Below are 19,958 nucleotides of genomic sequence, written 5' to 3'. Positions count from 1 at the left end.
CTCTATGGATGGGCCTGTTCAGCGTAGCCGCTGAGGTCATCCTTTATGTCCGGTGTGCTTTATATAACAATCTGCCATGGATATGGAAGTACAACCTACGCAGTATAGTAGATGTACTATATTTGATTCTTCTGCTTCCAAATGAATGCGGCGATACCTCTAGCGCCGGTATATTCTTGGCTCCCCCGACAATGCGGACCTGTGATGACCCTGACTCCCGTTCGATTGCACAGCTGGTTGCGCCTGCAGCGCGAGGGCGTGTCCCTGGCCGCTCGGGCGGATGCGTTGTGCCGTGCGCTGCAGGAATGTCCCGAGGTGCGGCGGGCGGTTTACCTGAGTTGGCAACCCACCGCGCGAATTTACAGCCACGAAGGCGCCGCCCAGCATTTCCCGCCGGGCCTTGGCGATCCGTCGCTGGCCAGCGATCAGCTGCTGTTTGATCGGCTGGGCGAGACCGGGCGCCTGGACCTGGCCCAGGTGCGGCAACTCGATTGCTGGCTGTCCGGCCGATTACGCCGCGCAGCCATCAGCCATGGCCAAGTGTTTGATCTGGCCTTGCAGGCGGGGCAGTCAGGCCTGTTGCTGGTGGAAGTCTGCGACGGCGTGAGTCTGGACTGGCTGGGTTGGGTGCAGGATTTGTTGACCACCTTGCTCAGCAGCGTCAACGGCATGCTGCGGGGGTCGCCGCTGGTGGGGCACGACCCACAACCGAGTCTGTTGCTCGATGCGCAGGGCCGACCGCTGGAGTTCAATGCCGCGCTGCTGGCCCTGCTCGCGGAAAAGCCGCTGACCGAGGTGTTGGGCTTTTTGCCGGTCAATCATCGGGTGTTGGTGCGTGCCTGCCTCGACCAGCAACGTGCCATCGAAGGGGTCGAAGCCCAGTTCGAGGCGCAGATTCTGATCTGGACGTTTATCCCCGATCCCCAGGACAACCGCGTGCTCGCCCGTTGCCGCGACGCCACGGTACAAGTATTGGCCGAACGCGAAGCCGCCACGGCACGGCGGCTGTACCGGCTGATCATCGAGAACACCACCGACCTGATTTCCCGGCACACCCCGGACGGGCGTTTTCTCGATGCCTCGCCGGCATCCTGGACATTGCTTGGCTACTGGCCCGAAGAGTTGCGCGGGCAAATGGCCCAGGGCCTGTTTCACGGCCAGGACCTCGCCAACCTGGTGCAGCGTGCGCGGGACGCGCTGGAGCAGGACGGTTATCACACCATGACGTACCGCATTCGCCACCGCGCCGGGCATTACCTCTGGTTCGAAACCGCCAGCCGGGCGATTCGTGAAACCTACACCGGCGCGGTGGTCGAGGTGGTCAGTGTGTCCCGGGACATCACGGCCCGGGTACAGGCCGAAGAGAACAAGCGGCGCCTGGCGGAAGTGGTCGAGGCCAACACCGATCCGGTGTTGTTCATCGACCCTGACGGGCAAGTCACTTACCTCAACCCGGCCGCACGGCGCATCCTCGATATCGACGAGCAACAACCGATGCCGGCCCTGGCGCAGCTGTTTGCCAGCGCTGACCTGACGCGCCTGCAACGTGACGGCTGGAGCAGCGCCGAACGCGACGGCGTGTGGAGCACCGATGCACGGTTGCAACCGCCCGGTGGCGGCACGTCGGTGCCGGTGTCGCTGGTGCTGCTGGCGCACCGTTCGGCCGGCGGCGAGCGCTATTACTCTTTGGTGGCGCGGGACATGACCGAGCGCGAGTTGCGCGAGGTACAACAGCGCCGCCATCAAGACGAATTGGCACACACGGCGCGACTGGTCACGCTCGGCGAGCTGGCCTCGGGCATTGCCCACGAAATCAACCAGCCGTTGGCCGCCGTGGTCAATTACGCCAATGCCAGTCAACGCTATTTACAGACGCTCGACACCAACCCCGAGGCCGCCGAACGCGTGGCGAAAGGGCTGCAACGCATCACCCATCACGCCACCCATGCCTCGGAAGTGATCAAGCGGTTACGGGCGTTTCTGCGCAAGGGGCAGCGGCGCATGCAGGCCCTGAATTTTACCGACGTCGCCCGTGAGGCCGTGCGTTTGTGTGCCTGGGAAGCGAGCAATTGCCAAGTGACAATCGAGGATCGACTGCCGGATAATCTGCCGCCCGTTTATGCCGACCGGGTGTTGCTGGAGCAAGTGCTGCTCAATCTGTTGCGCAATGCCATCGACGCCAATCGCGAACAACATCCGGGGCAGCCCTCGCTGATCGTGATGACGGCGGAGCAGGGTGGTGGTGCCACCGTGGAAATCCGTGTGCAAGACCAGGGGCCGGGCGTCAGTGAGCCCGAACTGGAGCAGATATTTACCCCGTTCTATACCAGCAAGGCCGATGGCCTGGGCCTTGGCTTGTCCATGAGCCGCAGCATCATCGAAGGTTTCGGCGGTGAATTGCAGGCCCGGCGCCAACCGGTCGGGCTGCTGATGGGTTGCCGCTTGCCGCTTGCCGGCCCAACAAAACAACAACAGGAATAACGCAATGGCAGGTGTGACTGAGCACGTGGTGTATGTGGTCGACGATGACCAGGGCATGCTCGATTCAACGGTCTGGCTGTTGGAATCGGTCGGGCTCAAGGCCTTGCCCTTTACCAGTGGCGTGGAGTTTCTCAGCGCCTGCGATGCCACGCTCGACGCCTGCGTGCTGCTGGATGTGCGCATGCCCGGCATGGGCGGGTTGAACGTGCAGGAAGAAATGCGCGCTCGGGAGTTGAACCTGCCGATCATCTTCGTCAGCGGCCACGCCGATGTGCCCATCGTGGTGCGCGCGTTCAAGGCAGGCGCCCATGACTTCATCGAAAAACCTTATAACGAGCAGTTGTTGCTGGACAGCGTGCAACAGGCGCTGAGCAACTGCGCGGCCAACCGTTCGGGTAATCAGGGCCATGACGCCTTGCAAGCCCGTTTGCTGACACTGACCCCCCGCGAGCGCGATGTCTTGCTGCCGCTGGTGCAGGGTTACACCACTCGGGAAATCGCCGAGCAACTGGGCGTCAGCGCAAAAACCGTCGACCTGTATCGCTCACGCGTGATGAAGCGCATGCAGGCCAGCAACCTGCCGGACCTGGTGGGCATGGCCATTGCCGCCGGACTGGTCGATCCACTGAAATTGCGTTGAGGCCTCACGCCGTGTATTGAGCGTCTATGCTGGGCTAACCGATCCGCTACCGTTGCAGTGATCTGCAAGGAGCCACCCGTGGAGCCCACACCCTTTACCGAGAAAACGCTGAGCCGCACCCTGCTCGATGTAATGATTCGTGCCGGGTTGATCGCGGTGCTGGTACTTTTCTGTTTCCAGATATTCAGCCCGTTCCGCGACTTGATGTTGTGGTCGCTGATCCTGGCGATCACCCTCTATCCGCTGCAAGAGCGACTCAGGGGGAGCCACAAACCCGGGCACGTCGCGACGCTGATCATTCTGATCGCCATCGTCATCCTGATGGTGCCGATCTACCTGCTGGGTACCTCGATTGCCGATTCGGTCGAACGGGCGATGGACGTCGTCAAGGGCGGTGGTTTTCACATTCCACCGCCGGCCGAATCAGTTGCCAGTTGGCCGTTGGTGGGCCGGCCACTCTCTGATCTGTGGCTTCAAGCCTCCACCAATCTTCCCGAGCTGACCGCCAAATACGTACCGCAAATCAAACACGTCAGCCTGGGCCTGTTGGGTAAACTCGCGGGTGTCGGCATGGGTTTCCTGACGTTCATCTTCGCCTTGATCATTGCCGGGATTTTCATGGCCCATGGCGAAGGCGGCAGTCGCGCCGCGGTCCAGATTGCCTCCAGAGTCAGCGGTCCGGCACGGGGCCCGAAAATCGCTGAACTGTGCACCGCCACCATCCGTGCGGTGGCGTTGGGCGTGGTCGGCATCGCGTTCATCCAGATGCTGCTGGTGGGCCTCGGCTTTGTCTTCAAGGGCATCCCCGGTGCCGGTCTGCTGGCCTTGGCGGTGCTGCTGCTCGGCATCATGCAATTGCCGGTGACGCTGATTACGCTACCGGTGATTGCCTTCGTCTTTGCCACCGAAGGCGCCAGCACCGCGACCATTATTTTCGCCATCTATGTGTTCATTGCCGGCCTGGTGGACAACGTCCTCAAGCCCTTGTTGCTGGGGCGCGGTGTCGACGTGCCGATGCCGGTGGTGTTGATTGGTGCGTTGGGCGGCATGGTCACCAGTGGCATCATCGGGCTGTTCATCGGGCCAGTGGTCCTTGCCGTCGGCTATCAATTATTCTGGCAGTGGGTGCAGGATCGACCATCGGAAACAGGAGGGCCGCCACTGTGAATGCGCAGGATCATCCACTGCTGGATCAGGTGCTGATCGCCCATGGCGGTCTGGACCGCTGGAACAGCTTCAACACTGTGCGCGCCACCCTGGTGACCGGCGGCTCGCTCTGGGCCGCGAAAGGGCTGACCCAAGACAGCGCCCCTCGCCAGATGACCGTTTGGCTGCATGAACAGAAAGCCTCGGTAACCCCCTTCGGTGGCCCGGATAAACGGACAGCCTATTCACCCGATCGAATCGCCATCGAAGCCACCGACGGGCAGGTGATCGCCGAGCGCCGGGCGCCCCGGGAATCCTTTGGCGACCACACCGAAAACACCCCGTGGGATCCGCTGCATCGCGCGTACTTCAACGGGTATGCGCTTTGGTCCTACCTGACCATGCCTTTTCTGTTCAAGTGGCCGGGTGTGGTGACCGAGGAAATCGAACCCTGGCAAGAAGCAACCGAGCGCTGGCGCCGTTTGCGGGTGCACTTTCCCGAAAGCATCGCCACGCACTGCGCCGTACAGGATTTCTACTTCGGTGAAGACTTCCTGCTGCGGCGACACGACTACAACGTGGATGTCAGTGGTGGTATGCCTGCCACCCAATATGTGTCTGACTACATCGAGGCTGACGGGCTGCGCATGCCCGGCAAGCGTCGTGCCTACCGACGCGGGAAGGACGGCCTGGCTGACATGGATGCCTTGCTGGTAGCCATCGATCTCAGCGAAATCGGCTATTCCTGATGCGCTGCGCAGGGAACAATCATGACCGTACATGCCTGGGAAAAACTCTACCTCGATGACCTGAGCCTGGGTCAGCAGTTCGAAAGCGACAGCGTGCGCGTCCATCGAGCGTCGATGCTGGCCTTCGCCCAGGAGTACGACCCGCAACCGTTTCATCTCGACCCTGAAGCTGCCGAGTTGAGCCTGTTCCGCGGCCTGGCCGCCAGCGGCTGGAACACCGCCGCCCTGACCATGAAGCTGCTGGTGGACAGCGTGCCGTTGGCGGACGGCATCATCGGGTTGGGCATCGAGCTGAGCTGGCCGACACCGACTTACCCCAATGACCTGTTGCGCCTGCAATGCACCGTGCACGCCATCGACCCGTCCAGCTCCAAGCCCGACCGGGGCGTAGTGACGATGTTCATGGAGACCCTCAATCAGAATGACAAGGTGGTGCAGAGAGCCACCGGCAAATTGTTGGTCTTCAGGAGACCGCCGCTTGACTGAAAAGAAGTCATGGGTTTTAGGGGGCGCGCATGATGGCGGAGGCCAGTTTTCACCGAGTCAGTCGAGTGCGCTCTGTCGATGGCAGGGACCGGAGGAGGCGTCGTGAAACCATTTCTGCCCAGGCCCAGCGCCTCAACAATGAACATGTTGCGTGAAGGGTGCCTGCAACGCCGTGATGCGGTGCCGCAAGACCTGACGGAACAAGCAGTCATTCCGGGCATCCCGAATGCGCGCTACTGGCTGGACCGGGACCTGACGGCGTTCATTGTGGATGCGAGCCTGGCCAACGATCGCGAGGTCGAGGCGCTCGCCGACACAGAGTTGCCGACCGATGCGCTGCCACTGGCTTACTACCTGGCCATTTCGGGGGCGGCGACGCCGGCACCTTCGCGGCGGGCATCATCGCCGGCTGGAGCTTGCATGGGAGTCGACCTCCTTTCAAAGTCGTCACCGGCATCAGCGCAGGTGCCCTGGTCGCACCGTTCGCTTACCTGGGGCCTGAGTATGACCCGGTCATTCTGGGGATCTGCAGCGCAATCGGTCCGAAAGATGTGTTCCATGCGCGAAGTGTGCTGACCCGCCTGGCCAGCGACGGCATTGCGGACAGCAAGCCCCTGGCGCGCCTCATTGCCAAGTACATCACCGCCGACGTGTTAGCGGCCATCGCTGCGCAATACGCCAAGGGACGACTGCTGATGATCGGCACCACCGACCTCGATGCCGGACGGCCCGTCACCTGGAACATGGGCGCGATTGCTTCCAGCGGAGCACCGGGCGCGCTGCACCTGTTTCGCAACATCATGATCGCGTCGATGAGCATTCCCGGTGCCGTTTCACCGGTCATGATCGATGTGGAGGTCGACGGCCAACAGTTTCAGGAAATGCACGTGGACGGAGGCGTCCTCACTCAGGTGTTCCTTTACCCGCCGGGCACCGTGATGGCGTTGAACAGCGTGGCCGGCGCGCGTATCCGCCGTGCCCGGCATTTCTATGTCATTCGCAATGGCAAACTGGAACCGCAGTGGTCCGGTACCAAGCGCCGGACCTTGAGCATTGGCGGGCGAGCCATCAGCACCTTGATCCAGACTCAAGGGATCAGCGACCTCAATCACATTTACCGGATCGCCCAGCAGGACGGCGCAGATTTCAATCTGGCGTACATCGGCGCGGATTTTATCTGCCCGCGCAATCAGAAATTCGATGGCGAGTACATGAAGCGTCTGTTCGATTACGCCTTTCAACTTAGCGCGCAAGGCTACCCGTGGCATAAATCGCCGCACACCTGAGTTGCCTGCATGAAATTTATGCTGTAGTTTTTCATGAAATTATAAAAATATAATTTCATGAGGCTTGTATGTTTCAGCAGTCCACGCAGCATGTCGCCAGCTATTACGCCCACAGTTGCGCTGATCGCCTGACCACCCGACCGGCGCTTGCCGGTGAGCAAACCACCGAAATCGTCATCATCGGTGCCGGTTTCAGCGGCCTGCATACTGCGTTGCGCCTGGCTTTGGCTGGTAAGCGGGTGACGCTGCTGGAAGCCAGCTGCGTGGCATGGGCCGCGTCGGGGCGCAATGGCGGGCAGGCCATTCTCGGCTGGTCGTGTGACATGCCGCCGCTGGAAGCAGCGTTGGGCTACGAGCGTGCGCGGCGGTTGTGGGACGGCATGCGCTGGGCTGCGCAAGAGCTGCGTGAGTTGCCGGCTCGCCATGGTTTCGACTGTGATTACCGCGCTGGCCATTTGTGGACATCGGTGATGCCCCGTCGGGTTGGTCTGCTGACGGAGTGGCAGCACGAAGCCAGCCACAAATGGGGCCACGATGGCTTGCAGTTCATCCGCCGTGAACAGTTGCCGGAATGGGTGGCCAGCGAGCGCTATCAGGCCGGGCTTTATGACCCTGAAGGCGCGCACCTGAATCCACTGAAACTGGCCCTCGGCCTGGCCGCCGCCATTGAGCGTGCGGGCGGCCGTATCCATGAACAAAGCAAGGCGTTGAGTTATCGAGAGGAGGGCGGTCAATTCCTGGTAAACACCGAACGCGGATCGATTCGCGCGGATGTGCTGGTGCTGGCCTGCAATGCCTATCTCGACGAGCTCGACCCGCAGCTGGCCAGTTGCGTGTTGCCGGTGGGCACTTATCAAGTCGCCACCGCCCCCCTGACGGCCGAGCAGGCCACGGCGCTGTTGCCGAGCAATGTCTGTGTCACCGACAACCAGTTCGTTCTCGACTACTTCCGTCGCACGCCGGACAACCGCTTGCTGTTCGGCGGTGGATGCACGTATCTGGGTGGGATGCCCAGGGACATTGCCGGCGCAACCCGGCCGTTTCTGGAACGGGTTTTCCCGCAGCTCAAAGGCGTGAAGCTAGAGTTCGCCTGGGGCGGGCACATTGACCTGACGCTCAAACGCACCCCAGACATTGGTCGCAAGGGTGATCGCTACTGGCTTCAGGGGTATTCCGGGCATGGCGTGCTGCCCACACTGGCCGCTGCCCGCGCCGTGTCCGACGCGATTCTCGGCCAGAGTGATGAACTGGCGTTGTATCAGGGCTTGAGTAACCCCAGCTTCCCCGGCGGTAAATACCTGGCGGCGCCGCTGGAAGCTATCGGCAAGGCGTGGTATCGACTGCGCGACAGCATTTGATGAATCACTTGGCGGAATTCCAGGCATGAACAAGCAAGAAGAAATCGCCGCGCTGGCGATCCTGATTCACGATCTGCGCAAGCATAAGAAGTACACCTTGAAGGATCTGGCTGACCAGATCGGTCGTTCCGTCGGCTTTCTCTCACAGGTCGAACGCGGCCTGTCACGACCCACCGTGGCCGACCTGACGGCGATCAGCGAAACCCTGGGCGTGCCGACCACCTATTTCTATAGCCTGCCCAAACCCAAGGAACTGTCGTGGGTCACCCGGCCGGATGAACGCCGCACGTTGTACTACGCCAACGGCATCACCGACATTCTGGTGTCGCCGAAGATGCGGGCTTCGTTTTCCATGCTCGAAAGTCACCTCGAAGCCGGCGCCAGCAGTGGCGAACGGCACTTGAGCGACAGCTCGGAGCAGGGCGGCTACGTGCTCGAAGGCGAGTTGACGCTGTGGCTGGGTGATGACGACGCCGTCACCTTGCAGGCCGGCGACAGCTTTCAGTTCGACAGCCATACCCGTTGCCGCTACGGCAACCTCACCGAGCACCTCACGCGAGTGCTCTGGGTCTACACCTGATCACCACAATAGGACCAACCATGATGGACGCTGATCTGCTGGCCGAGGTGCACGCCTTTCGCCAACGCTACCCTGATGTACGTTATGTCGACCTGATTTCCCTGGACATTCCGGGGCACTTCTACGGCAAGCGCTATCCCGTGGAGATGCTGGAAAAGGTCGCGTCCGGCAGCGCGCTGAAACTGCCGCAAAACTGTGTGCTGCTCGGTGTGCAAGGCGGTTTGTTCAAAATTGGCGACTACTGCTTTAACGACGGAGACCCGGATGCGCTGCGCCGCCTGGTGCCCGGCACACTCAAGCCGGTCAGCTGGGAAGCACAACCGCTGGGGCAAATGCTGATCACCTCGGACGGCACCGAGAAGCCAATTGTGTTCGAGCCGCGCCAGGTCCTGGCGCAGGTGTTGGACAGGCTCGCCGGCAAAGGCATCCATCCGGTGGTGGCGTTCGAGCTGGAGTTCTATCTGTTCGATAAAAAGCTGCGCGACGGACTGCCGCAATTCCCCCGGGATGATCTGACCGACGATGCCGACGATCAGCCGAACATGCACATCGAGCGCCTGTCACGTTTTGCGCCGGTGCTGGATGAGATGGTCGAAGCCTCGCGGGCCCAAGGCATCGATACCACAGTGATCACCGCCGAGCTTGGCCCGGGCCAGTTCGAGATCAATTTCGGGCATCTTGATGATGGCTTGCGAGCGGCGGACTGGGCGGCCTTGTTCTGTCGCAGCACCCGTGGCGTGGCCCTGAAACACGGTTACCGCGCCAGCTTCATGGCCAAGCCTTACTTGCAGCACCCGGGCAGCGGCATGCATGTGCACGTCAGCCTGTATGACGCCGCCGGCAATAACCTCCTCGCCGCGAATCAGCAGCAATCGTTGCGTCATGCCGTGGCCGGTTGCCTGGAATTACTGCCGCATTGCATGCCGATCTTCGCGCCGAACCAGAACGCCTTTCGCCGTTTGGGCGGCACCACCAACATCGCTACCCGGGCGAGCTGGGGCTTTGAGGATCGTGATGCGTGCCTGCGCATTCCGGAATCGGATGCGAAAAACCTGCGCATCGAATATCGCCTGGCCGGTGCCGATGCCAACCCGTACCTGGTGCTGGCGGCGATTCTGGTGGGGCTCGAACAGGGCCTGGAAGCAGGCAACGAACCGATCCCGCCGCTCAATGAAGACCGCAACAGTGGGGTCGACTTCCCGCTGGAGATGCTCGAAGCGGTACGCGCCATGCAGCATCAACCGCAGCTGCGCGAAGGGCTGGGAGCGGAGTTCGTAGACGTGTATTGCGAGAACAAGCGCCAGGATCATCTGGCGTTCATGCAGGAGATCAGTGCGCGGGAGTATCGCTGGTATCTATAAGCCAAGCGTGCGAATGCACTTTAATAAAGCTTTCGTGCGGTGGCATGCACTAAGCCAAGGCAGAAACCGGCAACGTTGATCTCCTTAAAGCCCCGGAAGGTGCCGTAAAACACTGACATTCAGCGCTTGGCACAATCGCTGCATTACATCGATCAGGCCCACCGTGAACGCAGTCGAGTGGGCAGCCCCCTCGGTCAACGACGATCGATTCGTGGGCAACATCGGTGGGTCAGGCATAGACGTCTGGTTTCAACACCGCAAAAGAACAGGCAAAGACGCCTGGAACCGCAAGGTTTCAGGCGTTTTTTTTTGCTTTTTGAACCGTGATGGGCTTAGTCGGGTACTTCTTATGAATTCCAATGTCGCCGCGTTGAACAAGCTGCAAACGCTGATCGTGATCGGTAACGGCATGGTCGGACATCATTGTGTCGAACAGCTGATCGAGCGCGGTGCCCTTGATCACTATCGGCTGCACGTTTTCAGCGAGGAGCCGATGCGCGCCTACGACCGTGTGCACCTTTCCGAATACTTCACCGGACGTGATGCCGAGTCGCTCGCCTTGGGTGAAGCCTCGTTGTACCAGACCCCGGGCGTCACCTTGCACTTGGGTGTGCCGGTCCTGGAAATCGACCGCGCCCGCTGCCAGGTGATCACCGCGCAAGGCTGCGTCGCCTACGACAAATTGGTACTGGCCACCGGGTCCTACCCGTTTGTGCCGCCGATCGAAGGCGCCGAGGGCGATTCGCGCCTGGTGTACCGCACCCTTGAAGACCTTGATGCGATCCGCGCCGCTGCGTCCAATGCCCGACGTGGCGTGGTAGTCGGCGGTGGCTTGCTCGGACTGGAAGCCGCCAATGCCCTGAAAAGCCTGGGCCTGGAGGCTCATGTGGTGGAATTCGCGCCGCGCCTGATGCCGGTGCAGCTGGACGAGCAGGGCGGTCGTGCACTCAAGGCCCAGATCGAACGCCTCGGCGTCGGCGTGCACCTGTCGCGAGGCACTCAATCGATCAGCCCAGGCGAGGAATATCGCTATCGGATGAATTTCGCCAATGACGAATTTCTGGAGGCCGACCTGATCGTGTTTTCCGCCGGGATCCGCGCCCAAGACTCCTTGGCCCGCCAGTGCTCGCTGGAAGTCGGCCCGCGCGGCGGCGTGGTGGTTGACGACCAATGCCTGAGCAGCGATCCAAACATCTATGCCATCGGCGAGTGTGCCGCGTGGAATGGCAGCATTTTTGGCTTGGTCGCCCCGGGCTACCAGATGGCGCGCGGCGTGGCTGCACGGCTGTGCAACGAAGTCGCCGAGCCGTTCATGGGCGCGGACATGTCGACCAAGCTCAAGTTGTTGGGCGTTGACGTCGGCTCCATCGGCGATGCGCATGGCAGCACGCCGGGCTCGCGCAGTTATCAATTCATCGACGAAACCACCGCCAGCTACCGCCGATTGGTGGTGGATGCGACAGGCAAGCATGTACTCGGTGCGGTGCTGGTCGGCGACAACAGCTATTACGACACGCTGCTGCAATACATGCAGAACGCGATTGCCTTGCCCGCGGAACCCGCCAGCCTGATTCTGCCCTCGTCCGAAGGCGCGCCGACCCTGGGCCCGGGCGCGTTGCCCGAATCGGCCACAGTGTGCTCGTGCCACAACGTCACCAAGGGCTCCATTTGCTCGGCCATCGACGGTGGCTGCACCGACCTCGGCCTGCTCAAGTCGCAAACCAAGGCCTGCACCGGCTGCGGCGGGTGTGCCGGGTTGCTCAAGCAGGTTTTCGAACATGAGCTGATTGCCCGCGGCGTCAGCGTCGACAAAAGCCTGTGCGAACACTTTGCCTATACCCGTCAGGAGCTTTACGCATTGGTACGGGTAGAAGGGGTGATCACCTTCGAAGAACTGCTGGCCAAACATGGCCGTGGCCACACCGGTTGCGACGTGTGCAAACCGGCGGTGGGCTCGATCCTCGCATCGTGCTGGAACCAGCCGATCATGGACGCCTCACTGGTGCCGCTGCAGGACACCAACGACACGTTCATGGCCAACATGCAGAAAAACGGCACCTATTCGGTGGTGCCGCGCATCCCAGGTGGCGAGATCACCGCCGACAAACTGATCGCCATCGGCGTGGTGGCGAAGAAATACGACCTCTACACCAAAATCACCGGCGGCCAGCGTATTGATTTGTTCGGCGCGCAGTTGCACGAGTTGCCGGACATTTGGGCCGAGCTGATCGAAGCCGGTTTCGAAACGGGGCACGCCTACGGCAAATCGACCCGCACGGTGAAGTCCTGCGTCGGCAGCACCTGGTGCCGGTATGGCGTACAGGACAGCGTGAAAATGGCCCTGCTCATCGAGGACCGCTACAAGGGCCTGCGTTCGCCGCACAAGCTTAAGTTCGCGGTGTCCGGTTGCACCCGTGAGTGCGCCGAAGCCCAGAGCAAAGACGTGGGCGTGATCGCCACCGAGAAAGGCTGGAACCTGTACATCGCCGGCAACGGCGGCATGCGACCGCGTCACGCCGAACTGTTTGCCACCGACCTCGACGATGAAACCCTGATCCGCTACATCGACCGTTTCCTGATGTTCTACATCCGCACCGCCGACAAATTGCAGCGCACCTCGGTATGGCGTGAAAGCCTGGAAGGCGGCCTCGACTTCCTCAAGGAGGTGATCATTAACGACAGCCTCGGCCTGGGTGAAGAGCTCGAATCGCAGATGCAATTGGTGGTCGACCGCTATGAATGCGAGTGGGCCAACGCCCTCAAAGACCCGCAGAAACTCAAGCGTTTCCGTACCTTCGTCAACGACAAACGCCCGGACCCGGACATTCACTTTGTCCAGGAGCGCGGTCAGCGGCGCCCGATCATGGCCGCCGAACTCAACCTTATTCCTGTCACCGAGGAGATTGCCTGATGAGCCAGCCCACTACCCAACGCATTGCGCCCCTGGAAAACACCGGCGCCTGGCAAACCGTCTGCGACCAACAGGACCTGGTCAGTAACTCCGGCGTGGTCGTCTGGCTCGACGGCGCACAAGTGGCGCTGTTCTACCTGCCCGGAGCCGAGGGGCAGACCCTCTACGCCATTGACAACCATGACCCGCAATCCGGGGCGAATGTCATCGGTCGCGGATTGATCGGCAGCATCAAGGGCGACCTGGTGGTGGCGTCGCCCATCTACAAACAGCATTTCCGGCTCGAGGACGGCAGTTGCCTGGAGTACCCGCAACAGCGTTTGCGGGTCTGGCCGGTGCGGTTGAACGGGGGAGGGTGGAGGTCGGGGCGGTTTGAAGGCCATTAACTGCATCACGCAATCGAATCGGAGCCACGTATGAAAACAGCCGCACAGTTGCTCAAACTCAAGGTCGTGCAGAACCGTCAGGTGCATAGCATCGCACCTGATGAAATGGTGCTGGAGGCCCTGAAGCTCATGGCCGAAAAGAACGTCGGGGCACTTCCCGTCATCGACAAAGGCCAGGTGGTCGGGGTGATCAGCGAGCGTGACTATGCCCGCAAAGTCGTGCTGCAGGGGCGCTCTTCAGTAGGGACGCCAGTGCGCGACATCATGAGCTCGCCGGTGGTGACTGCGCCGAGTCAGCAAAGCATCGAGCGCTGCATGGCCGTCATGACCGACAGCCATCTGCGTCATTTGCCGGTGGTGGAAGACGGTGAACTGATTGGCCTGCTGTCGATTGGCGATCTGGTCAAGGAAGCCATCGTCGAACAGGCCGATCTGATTCGGCAATTGGAGCATTACATTCGCGGGCACTGAGACGGTGGGTGGTTTTGCGCCAAAGCCATCAACTGACCGGTTCGACCGTACAGCTCATTTCCCGTGAGCCTGGCTTCTGGAAAAGCACCGCGTTGCCGTCTTGCCAAAAGCTGTAATTGCCCTGGTAATCCTTGCCGGTGTATCGAGTGCCCGAATCGCTCGGCACCTGGCTCAGGGTGATCGCGGTGTTGGCCCATTTCAGGTACACGACACCCGGCTGCGTACTGAAGAAAGTGGCAGTAATCAGCGTGTTAAAGCCTGCACAACGAAACGCCAGGGGGCCTTCGGTGAGTCGGTCTGGATCCTTGGTTCTCACGATGGCCGAGCCTTGGCGAAGCTGGTGCGCACGCTCGGCATAACTGCGGATGATGCACATCTTTTGCTCCGGTCCCGAGGCACACCCGTTGCGGGCATCGATCCAGAACTGCTGGTCGATGATGACTTTGTCCGGGGGCGGAACTGAACGTTCATCGGTGAGCGCCAGGCGATAAAGACGCGTCAGTTCGATGTCCATCTGCGTCAGTTGTGGATCGCGACAGATAAGCTTTTCGACGGAGGCCCTGGTCTTGGCGCAGTCGATGCCGGGAGGGGACGCAGCGTGGGCGCAGGTGCTCGCCGCCGCGCACAGGCTGGCAGCGAACAGGCATCTGAACAGGGCCGTGACCGTTTTCATGTTGGCTTCACCCAGATCATTTTGGGATGCCCGGATTGCCGAGGACCTGGCGATCCGTTGAACAGTCATTCGTTTGCATGGGTGTACGCAGTGTATGCCAGTGTTTGAAACTTGCCACACCCGCCCGGCGGCGGGTGACCTTCAGAATCGATCCAACCTGTAGGGCGCAATGTCCGGTAATTCATGGGTATGAGGCGCAGGCGAAGCCAGTTGCGCGATGAGTTCGGCTGTGACTGCGGCCTGTGTCAGGCCCAGGTGCTGGTGACCGAAAGCGAGCAGCACTTTGCCGTCGCACACCCGGTCGATGATCGGCAGGGAATCCGGCAAGGACGGGCGAAACCCCATCCACGGCGTCGCCGCCTCAGCGTTCAAGTCTCGTTTGAACAGGCCTTCGCTTAACCGGTGCAACTGCCAGGCACGCTCCATCACCGGCGCTCGGTCGAGGCCGGCGAACTCGACGGTGCCGGCCAAGCGCAGTCCATCGGCCATCGGGGTCATGATGAACTTGCGCTCCAGCGAGGTAACGGCGAACGGCAGCCGTCCGTGTTCATGGGGCAACATCAAGTGATAGCCGCGCTCGGTATCCAGCGGTACTTTTTTGCCGGTCAGCGCTGCCGTCAACTTCGCGGAGTGAGCACCGCAGGCGATCAGGGTCTGGCGGGCGGTGAAACGGCCCTGGTCGGTGATAAGCGAGACGCCGTGCTCATGCAGGTGTGCGCCCAGGACCTGGTGCTTGAGGAAGTGCACGCCGCAGGCTTTGGCGGCATGGACCAGTTCGCAGACCACTCGGTAAGGGTCGAGAAAATGACCGGTGCGCGGGAAGAACAGACCGCCCTGAATTCGCTCGCTGAGTTGTGGCGCCGCCTCGCGCACCGCGTTGGCCTGCCAGTAGTCGACCGGTACGTGTTGATGGCGCATCCGAGCCTGTAGCGCTTCGATTGCTTTATGCGAGTCCGCCCGTTCGAACACCAGCAACGAGCCATCTTCGCGCAGCAGATGGGGGCGGGCAATGTCCTCCAGCAGTCGGTGCCAGGCGCCCAGGCTGCTTTCGTTGAGTGCGCGCAGGCCGGCGATGGTTCGTTGGAAGGGGGCATGTCGCAGGTTCAGCAACAGGCGCGTGAACCAGGGCAGAGCGCGTGGCAGGTATTTCCAGTCCAGGCGCAACGGCCCCATTGGGTCTGTGAGCATGGCGGGCAAACGTTTGAGGATGGACAGGTCGGCGATAGGAAACACCTGTTCGGTCGCCAGGTGCCCGGCATTGCCAAACGAGGCGCCCCGGCCAGGGTCTTGCTGGTCGAGGACCACCACCCGCAGACCCTGACGTGCCAGCCGCACAGCGCAAGCGACGCCGATGATGCCGGCGCCGACCACGGCAATGTCGGCGATGTCGTGCGGGTTGTGTGCAGCAGGCAGAGTCATGGCGCTTTCCTGGAATAAGTGGCCCCGGCTGCAAAGCCGGGCGGGTTTACAGCGGGCGCAGTCAGGGTGGGATCAGGCAACGTTCTGTTCGGCCGACCAGTTTTTGTACCACTGGCGGAACAACGTGTACTGAGTCTCGGCATAGCGCCGTTGGGCATCGCTGAGCGCATCGGTTTCGTTGAAGTGCAGGGTGTATTCCTTGTCGCCATTGAGCACCATCAGGTGCTTGTAATAGAGCACCAGGTCGCAGCCCTCATCGAAGGACGACAGCACCTGCAGCGCAGATTCCAGCTCTTTGGCCAGGCGGCGAGCCGTGGCGTCACCCTTGGCCGCCTGCTTGCTGAGGGCCACCAATTGCAGCACTTCGCGGGGCAGCGCGTTGCCGATGCCGGTGATAGCGCCGGTGGCGTTGCAATTGACGAAGCCATGCACCACTTGGGTATCGACACCGACCATCAGGGTGACGTCATCGTCCTTTGACGTGATGTTTTCGGCGGCGTAACGCAGGTCAGCAGCACCGCCGAACTCCTTGAAGCCGATCAGGTTCGGGTGTTCGCGGCGCAGTTCGAAGAACAGCTCGGCACGGGTGGCGAAGCCGTAGTAAGGACTGTTATAGATTACCGACGGCAGATTTGGAGCAGCCTCCAGAATCGCCGCGAAGTGAGCTTTTTGCGCGGCCGGCGAGGCACCCCGGGAGAGGACGCGAGGGATGACCATCAGGCCCTGGGCACCGACCTTGGCCGCATGCGCCGCGTGGGAAATCGCTTCACGACTGTTGACGGCGCCAGTGCCGACGATGGTCGGAACGCCGGCAGCGACCAGACGCGCCACGCCTTCCTGGCGCTCGGCTTCGGTGAGCAGGGGCCAGTCACCCATGGAACCGCAATACACGACAGCACTCATGCCGATATCGATCAGTTCGCGACCTTTGGCCACCAGCGCGTCGAAGTCGGGTTTGCGCTCGGCGGTGCAGGGGGTCATCAGTGCAGGCATGCAGCCTGTGAAGATGTTTGCGCTCATTGTTGGCACTCCTTGAAGCGTTTATTCAGCTTGATTGAGGTGGGGAATGCAGCGTGTTCGCTCAAATGCCCCACGCGAAGGGGTCCTGTTCGTCGATCAGCAGCGTGCTGTCGGCGGTCATGAAGGCCTGGCCGGTAATGAACGGGCGGACACGTTCGCCTTCCCATTCGTAACTGCCGACGAATTGACTGGCGGTGATGCTGGCTTGTACCCAGGGCGCACCCGCGGCCAGTTTTCCATCGGCAGCCAGGCATGCCAGTTTGGCGCTGGTGCCGGTACCGCAGGGCGAGCGGTCGTAGGCTTTGCCCGGGCACATGACGAAGTTGCGGCTGTCGGCCTGGTCGTCGTCGGCAAACAACTCGACATGGTCGATGACGGCGCCGTCTTCGCCATGGATGCCTTGGGCTTCGAGGGCCTTGAGCATCGCCCAGGTGTAATCGGTGAGCGCTTCGACGTTATCGAGTTGCAACACTTGCCCGTGGTCGGACACCAGGAAAAACCAGTTGCCGCCCCAAGCGATGTCGCCGTAGACGCAGCCGTGCCCGGGGACGTCTACCGGCACCTGTTGGCGATAGCGGTAGGCGGGCACATTGCGCAGGGTCACCGTGCCGTCTTCATGCAACGTCGCGCTGACCGGGCCGACCGGCGTGTCGATCTTGTGCACACCCGGAGCGATGTGCCCCAAGTAATGTAACGAGTTGACCAGGCCGATGGTGCCGTGACCGCACATGCCGAGGTAGCCGGCATTGTTGAAGAAGATGACGCCGCAGGTGGCATCCGGCGAGACCGGCTCGCAATACAGGGCGCCGACCAAGACATCGTTTCCCCGGGGCTCCAGCAGGCAGGCCTTGCGCCAGTGGTCATGCTGATCGCGCAGGGCATCACGCTTCTCGATCATGGTCTGGCCGGGCAATTGGGGAAATCCGTTCATCACCAGGCGAGTCGGTTCGCCGCCGGTGTGGGAGTCGATGACATGTACTCGTTTCATGAACCCATCCTTTAGAAGTGTGCCGGTACACCGGTTGCCACCACCAGGCCACCGAACCTGCGGATAGAGTGAACGCGTCAGGGGCGATAGCGATTGATGTTTTCCATGAATGCAAATGACGAAATCAGCACAATCCTTGTGGCCTCGACACGGGGTAAACCTTGGGGCAATCTGCTTGCGCGCGCCTCGACAACGGCTCCGAAGTGAAGGCCAGTTGCTGAGCGGAGAGGGCGCAAGGGAGGATTTTTGCTTGTCCGCAGAGTGGGAGAACAAGCGTCATGACGCAGAACGCATTGGCGATCCTGTGCCAAGGAAACGACCTGAATCGCCCCGATACCCTCGAAGAATTACTGGCGGGCGTGGCACTGCTGTTGCCGATGCTGGACGTGATCCCCAATGCCGCGATCTTTATCAAGGACATGAAGGCGCGTTATGTCATGGCCAATAGCACGCTGGTTCAGCGCTGCGGGTTGAAACAGTTGCAACCGCTGCTTGGCAAAACCAGCGCTGAAGTCTTTCCAGCACAATTGGGGCCTGGCTACACCGAACAGGATCGTCGTGTACTGGAGCAAGGCTTTGTTCTGGAAGACCAATTGGAATTGCATTTATACGGGAGTCGAGAACCCGGTTGGTGCCTGACGCATAAACGCCCGTTGTATAACCGCAGCGGTGAAATCATGGGCCTGGTGGGAATTTCGGTTGACCTGCAATCGGCCAGTGATGCTCACCCGGCCTATCAGCGCCTGGCGGCGGTGGATGAATACATTCGCGCGCATTTCAATCGCCGTATCACCTTGGGCGAACTGACGCGGATCGCCGGTATTTCGGTGGCGCAACTGGAACGGTATTGCAAGCGCGTGTTCCACCTGACGCCACGGCAGATGATTCAAAAGATTCGACTGGAACATGCGCACCGACTGCTGCACACCGACATTCCCATTACCGACGTGGCATTGCAGTGCGGCTACACCGACCACAGTGCGTTCACACGACAGTTCAAGGCATTGACCGGGTTTACGCCGCGCCAGTATCGACAGGTGTCATGAATGCATCGGGGGACATTCATTCGCCAGAAACTAAGTTAGAGTGCCCATCAGTGTCTGCTCATAAGGGCCCTGCACTCGATTCGGGTAGTCGCGCCAAGCGGTTCCAGCGAACGAACAGGGCAAAAAAAACCGTGTATCAATCGTTATGTGAAGAATGAATCGTCCGCTGTTTGTTTCTCTAGATGGGCCCAAGGGAGCCGGCAAAACCACACTGTTGGAGGCCGTCACGAAAGTACTGAGGGCAGACAACAAAAAAGTGATCCGGCTTTGCGAGAAAAAAAGCGATCCCTACAGGGGTGAAACAATGGCCCTCGTGAACAAACTCGTCAGAAATCCCAGCCGGGCTCTGGAGTTGGAAGTTTGTGAGCGCTTCGCCGATAGCCGTGCCTGGATCTCCCGGCACGTGCTGACTAAACAACCACCAGGCAGCATCATCTTGATCGATCGCTGGTATCCATCTGATGCCGCGTTTCGCCGGATAATCCCGTTTGCAGAGATTCTGCAGTTGAACATTGATCGAAACGTGCGAGTGCCAGACCTGCATGTCGGAGTTGTCACCGCCCCTGATATTTCATGGGCGAGGGCAGCGGCACGACAGCGTGGGCTGAGCAGTACTGTGATCCATCGGTTGGAAGAACATGTCGCTTGTACCCAGGCGTTCGAACGAGCGATTGCAGATCACGGCTGGATTTTATGCCGTAATGAAGGAACGATCGAAGCCGCAACGATGCAGGTGGTTTCGCAGATCAATGGAGTCCTTTGATGTGCCCTGTAGACGAAGTTCGCTGCGCCGGTCTTGCGGCGCTGACAGTTTTTACGTAGCAACGACTTCTTCAAGAAGGTGCCCGCGCTTTTACACACACGCACACACAGCCTGGGCCAGAGGTCGGCAATCGAAAGCCTATGCGGGAGCAGCGTTGATTAGCTGTTTGAAATATTACATTTCTGACAGCTAAC

General features: G+C 60.8%; 17 protein-coding genes and 1 pseudogene. 14 read left to right on the top strand and 4 right to left on the bottom strand.

Annotated elements, in window-relative coordinates:
* The first annotated feature begins 204 nt into the window (after positions 1–204).
* The 12 genes and pseudogenes from HP062_RS05310 to HP062_RS05255 all read left to right on the top strand — a co-directional run bounded on the left by HP062_RS05310 (position 205) and on the right by HP062_RS05255 (position 13,855).
* On the top strand, positions 205–2,481 hold the full coding sequence (locus tag HP062_RS05310) for a PAS domain S-box protein (protein ID WP_172791003.1): 2,277 nt from the start codon (positions 205–207) through the stop codon (positions 2,479–2,481).
* 4 nt (positions 2,482–2,485) lie between these two features.
* Positions 2,486–3,121, top strand: a complete 636-nt coding sequence (locus HP062_RS05305) for a response regulator transcription factor (protein WP_010460308.1) — start codon at positions 2,486–2,488, stop codon at positions 3,119–3,121.
* 78 nt (positions 3,122–3,199) lie between these two features.
* The gene (locus HP062_RS05300; RefSeq protein WP_083376750.1) at positions 3,200–4,288 is read left to right on the top strand and encodes an AI-2E family transporter; all 1,089 of its coding nucleotides are present in this window, start codon (positions 3,200–3,202) and stop codon (positions 4,286–4,288) included.
* Positions 4,285–5,016: a hypothetical protein gene (locus tag HP062_RS05295; RefSeq protein ID WP_154911703.1), complete on the top strand. Its 732-nt coding sequence runs from the start codon at positions 4,285–4,287 to the stop codon at positions 5,014–5,016. Before HP062_RS05300 ends, HP062_RS05295 begins: the two co-directional genes overlap by 4 nt.
* Positions 5,017–5,037: 21 nt before the next feature.
* Entirely contained in the window at positions 5,038–5,502 is a 465-nt protein-coding gene (locus HP062_RS05290; RefSeq protein WP_154911704.1) for a MaoC family dehydratase, read from the top strand.
* Positions 5,503–5,604: 102 nt separating this feature from the next.
* A pseudogene (locus HP062_RS05285) lies at positions 5,605–6,788 on the top strand (patatin-like phospholipase family protein).
* A 68-nt stretch (positions 6,789–6,856) separates the two neighbouring features.
* Positions 6,857–8,146, top strand: a complete 1,290-nt coding sequence (locus HP062_RS05280; RefSeq protein ID WP_077748468.1) for an FAD-binding oxidoreductase — start codon at positions 6,857–6,859, stop codon at positions 8,144–8,146.
* A gap of 25 nt (positions 8,147–8,171) precedes the next feature.
* Positions 8,172–8,726 carry a helix-turn-helix domain-containing protein gene (locus HP062_RS05275; protein WP_172791002.1) on the top strand — a complete coding sequence of 185 codons (555 nt, stop codon included), beginning with the start codon at positions 8,172–8,174 and terminating at the stop codon, positions 8,724–8,726.
* Between the two features lie 20 nt (positions 8,727–8,746).
* Positions 8,747–10,087: a glutamine synthetase family protein gene (locus HP062_RS05270; protein WP_371859430.1), complete on the top strand. Its 1,341-nt coding sequence runs from the start codon at positions 8,747–8,749 to the stop codon at positions 10,085–10,087.
* Positions 10,088–10,436: 349 nt separating this feature from the next.
* On the top strand, positions 10,437–12,998 hold the full coding sequence (gene nirB, locus HP062_RS05265) for a nitrite reductase large subunit NirB (protein ID WP_172791001.1): 2,562 nt from the start codon (positions 10,437–10,439) through the stop codon (positions 12,996–12,998).
* Positions 12,998–13,384, top strand: coding sequence for a nitrite reductase small subunit NirD (gene nirD, locus HP062_RS05260; RefSeq protein WP_172791000.1), 387 nt, complete (start codon positions 12,998–13,000; stop codon positions 13,382–13,384). Before nirB ends, nirD begins: the two co-directional genes overlap by 1 nt.
* Before the next feature lie 30 nt (positions 13,385–13,414).
* Entirely contained in the window at positions 13,415–13,855 is a 441-nt protein-coding gene (locus tag HP062_RS05255; RefSeq protein ID WP_010460288.1) for a CBS domain-containing protein, read from the top strand.
* A gap of 28 nt (positions 13,856–13,883) precedes the next feature.
* Here HP062_RS05255 and HP062_RS05250 read toward each other — a convergent pair whose 3' ends face one another.
* The 4 genes from HP062_RS05250 to HP062_RS05235 form a co-directional block, all read right to left on the bottom strand.
* Positions 13,884–14,528, bottom strand: a complete 645-nt coding sequence (locus HP062_RS05250) for an MliC family protein (protein WP_077748464.1) — start codon at positions 14,526–14,528, stop codon at positions 13,884–13,886.
* 141 nt (positions 14,529–14,669) lie between these two features.
* Entirely contained in the window at positions 14,670–15,947 is a 1,278-nt protein-coding gene (locus tag HP062_RS05245) for an FAD-binding oxidoreductase (RefSeq protein WP_172790999.1), read from the bottom strand.
* A 72-nt stretch (positions 15,948–16,019) separates the two neighbouring features.
* Entirely contained in the window at positions 16,020–16,967 is a 948-nt protein-coding gene (locus HP062_RS05240) for a dihydrodipicolinate synthase family protein (protein WP_010460283.1), read from the bottom strand.
* A gap of 61 nt (positions 16,968–17,028) precedes the next feature.
* A complete protein-coding gene (locus HP062_RS05235; RefSeq protein WP_145307056.1) occupies positions 17,029–17,955 on the bottom strand; it encodes a 4-hydroxyproline epimerase in 927 nt (308 codons plus the stop codon).
* A gap of 278 nt (positions 17,956–18,233) precedes the next feature.
* On the opposite strand from HP062_RS05235, the gene HP062_RS05230 reads away from it, so the two are divergent.
* Together HP062_RS05230 and HP062_RS05225 are read left to right on the top strand one after the other, a co-directional pair.
* The gene (locus tag HP062_RS05230; protein WP_172790998.1) at positions 18,234–19,001 is read left to right on the top strand and encodes an AraC family transcriptional regulator; all 768 of its coding nucleotides are present in this window, start codon (positions 18,234–18,236) and stop codon (positions 18,999–19,001) included.
* Between the two features lie 154 nt (positions 19,002–19,155).
* Positions 19,156–19,764 carry a dTMP kinase gene (locus HP062_RS05225; protein ID WP_172790997.1) on the top strand — a complete coding sequence of 203 codons (609 nt, stop codon included), beginning with the start codon at positions 19,156–19,158 and terminating at the stop codon, positions 19,762–19,764.
* The last annotated feature ends 194 nt before the right edge of the window (positions 19,765–19,958 follow it).

It is taken from the genome of Pseudomonas sp. B14-6 (assembly GCF_013260315.1).
GTDB lineage: Bacteria > Pseudomonadota > Gammaproteobacteria > Pseudomonadales > Pseudomonadaceae > Aquipseudomonas > Aquipseudomonas mandelii.
The sequence above is the reverse complement of the archived record's forward strand: the minus strand, read 5'-3'. Positions and strand labels throughout refer to the sequence as shown.